Here is a 10,736-nt window from a genome sequence, read left to right as displayed (position 1 = left end):
CGATGGTGGTGTCCTCGGTCTCGCCGGAGCGGTGGCTCATCATGCACTTGAAGCCGGCCCGGTGGGCCAGGTCCACCGCGTCCAGCGTCTCGGTCAGCGAGCCGATCTGGTTGACCTTGACGAGAACCGCGTTCGCCGCCTTCTCCGCGATGCCGCGGGCGATGCGCTGCGGGTTGGTCACGAACAGGTCGTCACCGACGATCTGCACCCGGTCGCCGATCGAGGCGGTCAGCGTCTGCCAGCCGCTCCAGTCGTCCTCCGCCAGCGGGTCCTCGATCGACACGATCGGGTACTCGTCGGCCAGCTTCGTGTAGTAGGTGCTCATCTCCTCGGCGGACTTCGCGGCGCCCTCGAACGTGTAGGTGCCGTTGTCGAAGAACTCCGTGGCCGCCACGTCGAGCGCGAACACGATGTCGGTGCCGAGCCGGTAACCGGCCTTCTCGACCGCCTCGGCGATCAGGTCCAGGGCCGCCGCGTTGGTCGGCAGGTTCGGCGCGAAGCCACCCTCGTCGCCGAGCCCGGTGGAGAGGCCCTTCTTCTTCAGCACCGACTTCAGCGCGTGGTAGACCTCGGCGCCCGAGCGCAGCGCCTCACGGAAGGTGGGCGCGCCGATCGGCGCGACCATGAACTCCTGGATGTCGACGTTCGAGTCGGCGTGCGCGCCACCGTTGAGGATGTTCATCATCGGCACGGGCAGGAGGTGCGCGTTCGGGCCGCCCAGGTAGCGGAAGAGGCTCAACTCGGCGCTGCCGGCAGCGGCCTTCGCCACCGCCAGGGAGACCCCGAGGATGGCGTTCGCGCCCAGCTCCGACTTGCTGTCCGTGCCGTCGATGTCGAGCATCTTCTGGTCGATGAGCCGCTGCTCGCTGGCCTCGTACCCGATGATCTGGTCGACGATCTTGTCTTCGACGTTGGAGACCGCCTTCTCCACGCCCTTGCCCTGGTAACGGTCGTCGTCACCGTCGCGCAGCTCGATCGCCTCGAAGGCGCCGGTGGAGGCGCCGGAAGGTACGGCGGCGCGGGCGACCGTGCCGTCGTCCAGACCGACTTCGACCTCGACCGTCGGGTTGCCCCGCGAGTCGAGAATCTCCCGGGCGACGATTCCCTCGATGGTTGCCACTAAGTCGCTCCTCGTTGTTGTGATCCGGTCCGTGGGTGGGCCGCGACGGTGCGGCTGAGGCAGGTGTTGAACGCAGCGTATCGGGCGGCGCGAACGGGCACGGCGTCGCCCGCGCACCCGGGTCGCCCCGCACTGACGGACATTCCCGGATTTCCGGGCGTCAACCGGCAACGGGTTTGCGCTGCGCGGACCAGATCCACCAGGCTGGTCGCCATGCCCGCCGCCTCGACCACCCTCCGCATGCTCGCCGTGTCGGTCATCGCGTCGCTCACGGTCACCGGCTGTCAGACATTCGAGGACGCCGGAGTCGCCATGGGCCGCTCGGAACTCGTCAACGACCTCGCCGCCCGGCTCGATCGGGCACTGGAGTTGACCTACTCGGCCGACTACCAGCTGCCCGGCGGCCAGCGCGCCGCCATCGTGCAGGCACAGGACCCGGCGCGATCCACCTACACCTACCCGGGCGGTCAACTCACCGTCACCCCGGAGGCCATCACCCGGTGCACGACGACCGGCGCCCGCCCGGAGTGCACGCTGATCGCCCCGCCCACCCCGGGCAGCAAGCCCACCGTGACGCTGTTCGGCGAGGCAAACCGGCAGGGCCTCGTCACGCCGCCGGTGGTGGTCGGGCTGCTCACCGCCGCCGCGCTCGACCCGCAGGCGGTCATCAGGCAGAGCGACACCACCGTCGCCGGGCACCACGCGGCCTGTGTTGCGGTGGAGAGCTCGTCCGGCGACTTCACCGCCTGCGTGACCACCGAGGGCGTGCTCGGCAGCTTCACCGGTCCGGTCGACGGCAAGCCGATGGAGTTGGCCCTGAGCGACTACTCCGCGACGGTCGACGAGCGCGCGTTCGACCCGCCCGCCGGCGCCGGCGTCGTCGACCGCCGCCCCGGCGGCTCGTGACCGACCCGTAGGCCAAGCCCACGTCTGTCACGCCGCCCGGCGCTGAACCCGCGCGGCCCGGCGTTTCGCCTCAGAGACCGAGCAGGGTGCGCAGGTGGCGCGGCGGCGGGCAGTCGTGGGCGAGCATCGCGTCGTGCCAGTCGCGGACCGACACCCCGTCCGGGCGGGCGGCGGCGATCTCGGCCACCTCGCTGTACCCGACGAAGTAGGTGGAGAGCTGGGTGGAGGTGAGTTGCGCGCGCCGCCACTTGCCGGCCGCCTCGCCCTCCTCCTGGAAGCCGCGCCCGGTCATCAACGCCATCGCCTCGGCCTCGGGCAGGTCCTCGGCGTGCACCAACTGGTCGAGCAGCGCGTTGATGGTCATCCGTAGTTGCATCTTGAGCTGCTGCAACCGCACCGGCAGACCGCCGAAGCCGAGCCCCGTCATCACCTCCTCCGCGTAGACCGCCCAGCCCTCGATGAACGGGCCGGACTCGGCCAGCGCGCGGACCCGCGTGCCACCGACGTAGCGGCGGGCGTGGGCGAGCTGGAGAAAGTGCCCCGGCATCGCCTCGTGCACCGTCAGATTGCGGATCATGTGGTCGTTGTACTCGCGGTAGAACGACTCGACCCGCTGCGCCGGCCATTCCGACGGGGTGGGCGCGATGCAGTAGAAGGTCGGCACGACGGCGGTCTCCAGCGGGCCGGGCGCGTCGCAGTACGCCACCGCCACCCCGCGGGCGAACTCCGGCATCTCCTGGATCACGCACCGGTCGTCGACCAGAGTGACCAGGTCGTGCGCGCGGACGAAGTCGGTCGCCTCGTCCAGGGTCACCCCGGCCAGCTCGACGATCGTCGCGTCGTTCGGGTGCTCGTCGGCGAGCAGATCCAACGCCCGGCGTACGGACGCGTCGTCGGCCGGGCCGCCGACCAGCTCGACAGCCGCCTCGCGGATCTCCGCGGTGACCCGGTCCAGGTTGGCCCACGCGCGACGCTGGATCTCGGCGGCGCCCAGCTCGGTGTCGAGGGTGTGCCAGAGCCGGGCCTCCCAGCGGCGCCGGCCCAGTCGCGGGTCGCGGCCGGGGCCGGCATCGGCGGCCAGGCCAATGCGCAGCCAGGCGACGAACTCGTCCAGCGCAGCGATCGCGGCGGTGGCCGCCGGCTCGACCCGGTCGAGGTGGCTCGGCGCCTGGGCGAGCAGCGCCGGCAGCTCGTCGCGGATCAGGGCGGCCGTGCCGGTGAACTGCCCGACCGCCGTCTCCGCGTGGATCCGCGGCATGTCCCGCAGCGTCGCGCGGGCGGTGGCGAGGGCGTCCGGTACGGCGGCGAGCCGACCGGCCAGTTGGGTCAGCCGCACCTCCGCGGGGGCGTACGGGCGGGCCAGCAGCGGGTGCAGCAGCGGGCCCGGGTTGTGCCGCAGCGGATCCCACTCGTGCGACCGGATCTCGGTCAGCTCGAACAGCTCCCGGTCCACGAATGAGGCGAGCAGCGCGTGGTCGACCTGCTCGTCGACGTCGAGGGAGTCCGGGTCCAGTTCGGACAGTGCGTTGGCGGCGTCGGAGAGCATCGCCCGATCGGCGCTCAACCCGTCGGCGGACAGGTCGGGCAGCCGGTCGTCGAAGCGGTGATCCCCGGCGGCGGTGGCAACCCCCGGCCGCGACTCCAGTAAAGCCTCGACAACCCGCTCAGCCAGCACCCCAAACGCTTCCACCCGCCCACCCTACCGACCGCCGCGCGCTGCGCCGCCGGTTCGGCCCACCCCGTCGATCATGAAGTTGTTGCCATCCACCTCGGCGTGTCGGGGCAACAACTTCATGATCAACCCAGGCTGGCGGGTGGGGGTGGGGGTAAGGGTGGGGGGTCGGGTTCGGTTTGGCGGATGGCTTCGGCGTAGGCCAGGGTGGCGCGGCGGAGGGCTGCTTCGGGGTCGATGCCCGCCTCGCGGGCCGCGGCGACCGTTGCCAGCAGGCTGGCGCCCAGTCGCGCTTCGGCGTCCACCTGAGTGTCCGCCAACGGAGGCGGAACCTCGATGCCCCTGCGGGCGGCGCGGCCGAGGATCTGCGCGGCAAGGGCCAGCGCGGGTTGGCTCAGGGCCACGCCGTCCAGCACCGAGTGCCGCGCCTTCTCCGCGCGCTTGATCCGCTCCCAGTTTTCGGTGATCTCCTCCAGGGTGCCCGCCTCGGCACCGGCGAACACGTGCGGATTACGCCGGATCATCTTGTCGACCAGGCCACCGGCCACGTCGTCGATGGTCCACCGCTCGTCCTCGGGCAACTCCTCGGCGAGCCGCGCGTGCAGCACCACCTGCAACAACACGTCGCCCAACTCCTCGCGCAGCGCGTCGGTGTCGTCGGCGCTGATCGCGTCGTACGCCTCGTAGCTCTCCTCCAGCAGGTAACCGGCGAGGCTGCGGTGCGTCTGCGCCCGCTTCCACGGGTCGCCGCCCGGAGAGGCCAGTCGATCCAGCACGGCCACCGCGTCGAGCAGCCGGGCACCCGGCGGGTCCCACGAGCCGTACATCAACTCCATCTCGGCCAACCCCGGCTGCCGGGCCAGCCGCAGACCCAACTCCCGGGCCAGCGCCTCGTCACCCGCCGGGCCGGCCAGCCACACCACCGTGCCATGCGTCGCCACCGCGTCCAGCAACGGCTGCGTCGCCGGGCCGTCGACCACCGTGACCTCGGCGCCCGCCTGGCGCACCGCCGTGACCAACTCACCGTCCGCGCCGGTCAGCACCGGGTGCTGGCGTACGACGTCCCAGGCCGCGGAGGTCAACAGGCCGGCGGGCAACCGGGGTGAGGTGACCAGGAGGACGATCCGTGCGGTCATGCTCAGCTGGCCGTGCCCTCGGCCTCCGGCGTCGCGGTCGGCCCCTCCGGGGTGGAGATGTCCGTGACCGCGTCGGAGGCCGGCTCACCCAGCGGCACGCTCACCGCGGGGGCATCGTCGGCGAAGCTGAGCAGCGGGAACTCAAGCGGGCGGTACCGCGGGCTGACGGTGACGTCGTAACGACCGACCGCCTCGGCCAGGATCCGCTTGGTCGCCAGCGCGCCGCGCAGCTGCTCGCCGTCGAGCTGCTGGGCGGCAGCCTCATCGGTCACCTCGGCCGGGATCTTGCCGGCCGCACGCCCGGCGGCGATCACGTCGGCGATCTCCTCCTTGGACGGCTCGACCGGCTCGGCCGGCAACCCGGACATGCAGGTGAAGAGCTTCGCCACCTCCCGCACGTGCCCGGTCTCCGGGTCGAGGCCGAGCTGCTGGGCGGCCTGGTCGACCGCCACCTGGCCGCGCGGCTGGTAGTTCTTCTCGGCGGAGAGCTTCTCGCACACCCTGGTCAGCACCATCGCCCGGACCACGTCGGCCACCTCGGGCAGGGTCGGTTGCGGCGCCGCGGGCTGCCCGCTGGCGGAGGGCTCCGGGGCCGGGTTCTTCGTCCGCAGGTCCTTCATCGCGGCGCTGACCTGAAGGTCGGTGATGCGCTGGTCACCGATGTAAGCGGCGATACCAGGCTCAGCACGGCAACCGGAGAGGGCGACGAGGCCGAGCGCCACAGTGGCGACGGCGGCAAGACGGCGAGCACGCATAGCCGTCACTCTCTCACGCCGTCACCCGAGGTTGTGACGCCCCCCACCTTCGCCCATCCCCCCGACCAGGGACGGCGTAGACGCGCGACCGCCCCTGGTCGAGAGCACACCGCCGGCTCAGGCGCTCGCGGCGACGGCGAGTGGGGCGGGGGCACCGAGCACATCGGAGAGCAGTTGCGCGCACCACTGGAGCAACGCCTGGTCACGCAGCGGCTCGCCACCGATCCGACGGGTCGCCGGTCGGGGCACGCTGACCTGGTCGGTGGCCTGCTTGTAGACGGCATCCGGGTGGTAGCGCTTGAGCCGCATCTGCTTCGAGTCCGGTAGGGGCAGCGGACCGAACCGTACGTGCTTGCCCTGCATGGACACGTCGGTCAGGCCGTAGCGGCGGGCCAGCAGTCGGAACCGGGCCACCTCCACCAGGTTCTGCACCGGGGCCGGTGGCTCGCCGTACCGGTCGGTCATCTCGGCGATCACCTCGCCCAGCCGCTCCTCGTCACGCGCCTCGGCGAGCTTGCGGTACATCTCCAGGCGCAGCCGCTCCACGCTCACGTAGTCGTGGGGCAGGTGCGCGTCGACCGGCAGGTCGATCTTGACGTCGGTCTCCTCCTCCGGCCGCTCACCCTTGAACGCGGAGACCGCCTCGCCGACCATCCGCACGTACAGGTCGAAGCCGACGCCCTCGATGTGCCCGGACTGCTCGCCGCCGAGCAGGTTGCCGGCGCCCCGGATCTCCAGGTCCTTCATCGCCACGTACATGCCGGCGCCCAACTCGGTGTGCTGGGCGATGGTCGCCAACCGCTCGTGGGCGTGCTCGGTGAGCGGCTTCTCCGGCGGGTAGAGGAAGTAGGCGTACGCCCGCTCCCGACCCCGGCCGACCCGGCCCCGGATCTGGTGCAGCTGGGCCAGGCCGAGCAGGTCGGCCCGCTCCACGATCAGCGTGTTGGCGTTCGGGATGTCGATGCCCGACTCGACGATCGTGGTGCAGACCAGGACGTCGAACTCCTTCTCCCAGAAGCCGACCATGACCTTCTCCAGGGCGTCCTCGCCCATCTGGCCGTGCGCCACCGCGACCCGCGCCTCGGGCACCAGCTCCCGCAGTCGCCGCGCCGCCCGGTCGATCGACTCGACCCGGTTGTGCAGGTAGAAGACCTGCCCGTCGCGGAGCAGCTCACGGTGGATGGACGCGGCCACCTGCCGGTCGTCCTGCGCGCCGACGAAGGTGAGCACCGGGTGCCGCTCCTCCGGCGGGGTGGCGATGGTGGACATCTCCCGGATGCCGGTGATCGCCATCTCCAGGGTGCGCGGGATCGGGGTGGCCGACATGCTGAGCACGTCGACCGACGCGCGCAGCGTCTTCAGGTGCTCCTTGTGCTCGACACCGAAGCGCTGCTCCTCGTCGACGATCACCAGACCCAGCTGCTTGAAGCGGGTAGCCGTCTGCAACAGCCGGTGCGTACCGATGACGATGTCGACGGTGCCGTCGGCGACCATCTCCAGCGTCCGTTCGGTCTCCTTCGGCGTCTGGAACCGGGACAGCTGCCGGATCTGCACCGGGAACTGGCTCATCCGCTCGGCGAACGTGTTGTAGTGCTGCTGCACCAGCAGGGTGGTCGGCACCAGCACCGCCACCTGCTTACCGTCCTGTACGGCCTTGAACGCCGCCCGGACCGCGATCTCGGTCTTGCCGTAGCCGACGTCACCGCAGATCAGCCGGTCCATCGGGACGGTCTGCTCCATGTCCCGCTTGACCTCGTCGATCGCGGCGAGCTGGTCCGGTGTCTCCTGCCAGGGGAAGGCGTCCTCCAGCTCGCGCTGCCACGGGGTGTCCGGGCCGAACGAGTGCCCCTTGGACGCCTTGCGGGCGGCGTAGAGCTGGATGAGCTGCGCGGCGATCTCCCGGACCGCCTTGCGGGCCCGGGCCTTGGACTTCTGCCAGTCCGAGCCGCCCATCTTGTGCAGGGTCGGCTGCTCGCCGCCCACGTAGCGGGAGAGCTGGTCGAGTTGGTCGGTCGGGACGAACAACCGGTCGCCCGGCTGGCCCCGCTTGCTGGCCGCGTACTCGATGACCAGGTATTCCCGGCTGGCGCCGTTGACGGTGCGCTGCACCAGCTCGACGTAGCGGCCGATGCCGTGCTGCTCGTGCACCACGTGGTCGCCGGCCTTCAACTCCAGCGGGTCGATGGTGTTGCGCCGCCGGCTCGGCATCTTGCGCATGTCCCGTGTCGAGGTGCCCCGACCACCTGTCACGTCGTTGCCGGTGAGCAGCACGAAGCGGGACGCCTCGTCGACGAAGCCACTGCTCAGCGCGCCACAGGTGACCACCAGCTCGCCGGGGACGGGCGCGGTCGGCACCTCCTCGGTCAACCGGGCGCCCAGGCCGGCGTCGCGCAGCACCTCCACCGCCCGCTGGGCGGGGCCGTGCCCCTCGAAGACCAGCGCGATCGACCAGCCCTCGCCGGCCCAGCGCTTGAGGTCCTCCACGAGCCGCGAGGTCTCGCCGTGATAAAGCGGCGCCGGCTGGGCGGACAGGGTCACCGCGATGGCGTCGTCCGGCGTGACGGCGGCCTGCTCGGGCGCGTCCTCCCAGGGCTGCCGCGCCTCGGCGGTCTCCCCCTCCACCAGACCGAACGGGGACAGCGTCCACCAGGGCTGGCCGAGCGTGCCCGCGGTGGCGCGTACCTCGCCGAGGGTGCGGAAGGCGGCGGCGCCGACGTCCACCGGGGCCTGGCCGCCGACCGCGGCGGCGGCCCAGCTGGCCTGCAGGAACTCCTCAGAGGTACGCACCAGGTCGTGCGCCCGCGTGCGGATCCGCTCCGGGTCGCAGAGCAGTACGTGGGTGCCGGCCGGCATGGCGTCCAGCAGCAACTCCAGCGAGTCGGGGCCGACCAGCACCGGGGCCAGCGACTCCATCCCCTCCACCGGGATGCCCTCGGCCAGCTTGTCGAGGATCTCGGCCAGCTCGGGGTGCTGCTCGGCGAGCGCGGCGGCCCGGTCGCGGACCGCCGGGGTGAGCAGCAGCTCCCGACAGGGCGGTGCCCAGAGCAGCGGAACCTGCTCGATGGTCCGCTGGTCGGCGACGGCGAAGGTGCGGATCTCCTCCACCTCGTCGCCCCAGAACTCGACCCGGGACGGGTGCTCGTCGGTGGGCGGGAAGACGTCCAGGATGCCGCCGCGCACCGCGAACTCGCCGCGCTTGGTGACCAGGTCGACCCGGGCGTACGCCATGTCGATCAGCCGGCGGGCGACCTCCTCCAGGTCCGCCTCCTCGCCGGCGGCGAGCTGCACCGGCTCCAGATCACCGAGCCCCTTGAGCTGCGGCTGGAGCAGCGAACGGACCGGGGCCACAACCACTCGCAGTGGCCCGGTGCCGCCGTGCGCGTCGGTCGCCTCCGGGTGCGCCAGCCGGCGCAGCACGGCCAGTCGCCGGCCGACCGTGTCCGAGCGTGGGGACAGCCGCTCGTGCGGCAGCGTCTCCCAGGAGGGGAAGACCACGACCTGCTCGGCCGGCAGCAACCCACCCAGCGCGGCGGCCAGGTCGTCGGCCTCCCGGGTGGTGGCGGTCACCGCCAGCACCGGTCGCCCGGCCCCGTCGTTGTCCGCGGCGACCGCCGCGACCGCGAACGGGCGCAGCGCCGCCGGGGCGGTGATGTCGAGGCCGTCGACCTGGGCGGCACCGGAGCGCGCCAGGTCACGCGCCCGAGCCAGCCCGGGGTCGGCCAGGGCGGCGGTGAACAGACCGGTGAGCAAGGGAATCCTTCCGGGGAGTCGACGCACACGACGGCGGCCCCTCGTCCAGCCGGACGGGGGGTGCACGACCACAAGCCTAGCCCCGCCGACCGACAGCCACCCCCTTCCGCCCAGGTCCGCGCCGGGCCGGCGCGTCACTGCCGCGACGCGCCGACGCGCGCCCGCGCGGGAAGATCGTGCTCGATCCAGGATGTAGTGGTCTCGTCGACGCACCGATGCCACTACTTCCTGGATGTTGCGCGATCTTGGGCCGAGCACGGCCGCCCAGCCGGCCGCGCAGGGGATCTTGACCGTCGCGGGCGGGGCATGGTCGGGTTTCGGTATGGGTGAGCAGTGGCGGGCACAGTTCGACGCGGAGGTGAGCTTCGCCAACGGCGGCGGGCTGCGTACCGAGGGGTTCCGGCTGGACATTCCGGGTCGGGAGATCACCGACGGCGACCTGGCGGCGTTGTTCGTCCGCCACCTCGGGCTACTGATGGTCGCCGACGTGCGAATCAGCGCCAGGACGATCGTCCAGGAGCCGCACAAGGGCGGCCGGGGTGTCGCCGTCGAAGGCTCCGGCGCCGATCGTCGGCTGGTCGAGCTGAGCCACGTGATCAACGACGGGATGACCACCCTGCCGGGTTGGCCGGGGCCCCGGATCACCGACTGGCTGACCTTCGCGGCGTCCCGCGAGCGGTACGCCCCGGGCACCGAGTTCCACGTGGCCCGAATCGACATGATCGCCAACACCGGTACGTACCTGGACACGCCTGCCCACCGCTGGGCCGGCCGGGACGACCTGACCGGGGTGTCGCTGGACCGTCTCGCCGACCTACCGGGGGTGGTGGTCCGGGTGCCGGCCGGCACCCGCGCGGTGGACCGGCTGATGCTGGCCGCGTACGAGGTGGCCGGGCGGGCGGTGTTGCTGCAAACCGGGTGGGACGCGCACTTCGGCACCGAGCGGTACGGCGCGGCGGAGGCGCCGTACCTGACCGGGGACGCCGCCCAGGCGCTTGCCGACGCGGGGGCGGCCCTGGTCGGCATCGACTCGATCAACATCGACGACATGAGCCCGGCGGCCGCCGGTGTACGCCCCGCGCACAGCACGTTGCTCGCCGCCGGCATCCCGATCGTGGAGCACCTGACCGGTCTGGCCGCGTTGCCGCCGACCGGGTTCCGGTTCACCGCGGCGCCGCCGATGGTGGCCGGCATGGGCACCTTCCCGGTTCGCGCCTTCGCCGTCGTCAACCCCTGACGCCACCCGCGACTGCTGCGACACGCGTCGCCCCGGCGGGCCGCCGCCGTCGACAAAGACGATGGACGAGCCGGGGTTCTGGGAGACCGCCGGGCACCTGACCAGCGGCGGGGCCCGTCTCCGTGACGATCCGTCGCCCGCCCGGCCACCTCGTTCCGCC

7 protein-coding genes are annotated in these 10,736 nt (G+C 72.1%); 2 read left to right on the top strand and 5 right to left on the bottom strand.

The window, feature by feature from the left end; all coding sequences use genetic code 11:
• Window positions 1-1,120, bottom strand: a 1,120-nt coding sequence (gene eno / locus PSH25_RS26525) for a phosphopyruvate hydratase (protein ID WP_238661627.1), incomplete at its 3' end; no start/stop codon positions are given.
• A 213-nt stretch (window positions 1,121-1,333) separates the two neighbouring features.
• Here eno and PSH25_RS26520 point away from each other — a divergent pair.
• A complete protein-coding gene (locus PSH25_RS26520) occupies window positions 1,334-2,026 on the top strand; it encodes a hypothetical protein (RefSeq protein WP_238661626.1) in 693 nt (230 codons plus the stop codon).
• Between the two features lie 70 nt (window positions 2,027-2,096).
• Here PSH25_RS26520 and PSH25_RS26515 read toward each other — a convergent pair whose 3' ends face one another.
• The 4 genes from PSH25_RS26515 to mfd all read right to left on the bottom strand — a co-directional run bounded on the left by PSH25_RS26515 (window position 2,097) and on the right by mfd (window position 9,339).
• Entirely contained in the window at window positions 2,097-3,716 is a 1,620-nt protein-coding gene (locus PSH25_RS26515; protein ID WP_238661625.1) for a DUF885 domain-containing protein, read from the bottom strand.
• 107 nt (window positions 3,717-3,823) lie between these two features.
• Window positions 3,824-4,834 carry a nucleoside triphosphate pyrophosphohydrolase gene (locus tag PSH25_RS26510; RefSeq protein ID WP_238661624.1) on the bottom strand — a complete coding sequence of 337 codons (1,011 nt, stop codon included), beginning with the start codon at window positions 4,832-4,834 and terminating at the stop codon, window positions 3,824-3,826.
• Between the two features lie 2 nt (window positions 4,835-4,836).
• On the bottom strand, window positions 4,837-5,589 hold the full coding sequence (locus PSH25_RS26505; RefSeq protein ID WP_238661623.1) for a hypothetical protein: 753 nt from the start codon (window positions 5,587-5,589) through the stop codon (window positions 4,837-4,839).
• A 117-nt stretch (window positions 5,590-5,706) separates the two neighbouring features.
• Complete coding sequence (gene mfd / locus PSH25_RS26500; protein WP_238661622.1) at window positions 5,707-9,339, bottom strand: transcription-repair coupling factor; 3,633 nt, start codon at window positions 9,337-9,339, stop codon at window positions 5,707-5,709.
• A 322-nt stretch (window positions 9,340-9,661) separates the two neighbouring features.
• Here mfd and PSH25_RS26495 point away from each other — a divergent pair, with 322 nt between their 5' ends.
• On the top strand, window positions 9,662-10,576 hold the full coding sequence (locus tag PSH25_RS26495) for a cyclase family protein (protein WP_238661621.1): 915 nt from the start codon (window positions 9,662-9,664) through the stop codon (window positions 10,574-10,576).
• Window positions 10,577-10,736: the final 160 nt, after the last annotated feature.

The sequence above is a fragment of the Micromonospora foliorum genome, from assembly GCF_022229015.1.
Classification (GTDB): domain Bacteria; phylum Actinomycetota; class Actinomycetes; order Mycobacteriales; family Micromonosporaceae; genus Micromonospora; species Micromonospora foliorum.
This window is presented reverse-complemented; position numbering and strand designations above follow the sequence as displayed.

Bases quoted from the DNA above. Each gene is read 5' to 3' on its own strand.
- PSH25_RS26495 (WP_238661621.1), top strand. From the start codon at position 9,662: ATGGGTGAGCAGTGGCGGGCACAGTTCGACGCGGAGGTGAGCTTCGCC.
- PSH25_RS26520 (WP_238661626.1), top strand. From the start codon at position 1,334: ATGCCCGCCGCCTCGACCACCCTCCGCATGCTCGCCGTGTCGGTCATC.
- PSH25_RS26505 (WP_238661623.1), bottom strand. From the start codon at position 5,589: ATGCGTGCTCGCCGTCTTGCCGCCGTCGCCACTGTGGCGCTCGGCCTC.
- PSH25_RS26510 (WP_238661624.1), bottom strand. From the start codon at position 4,834: ATGACCGCACGGATCGTCCTCCTGGTCACCTCACCCCGGTTGCCCGCC.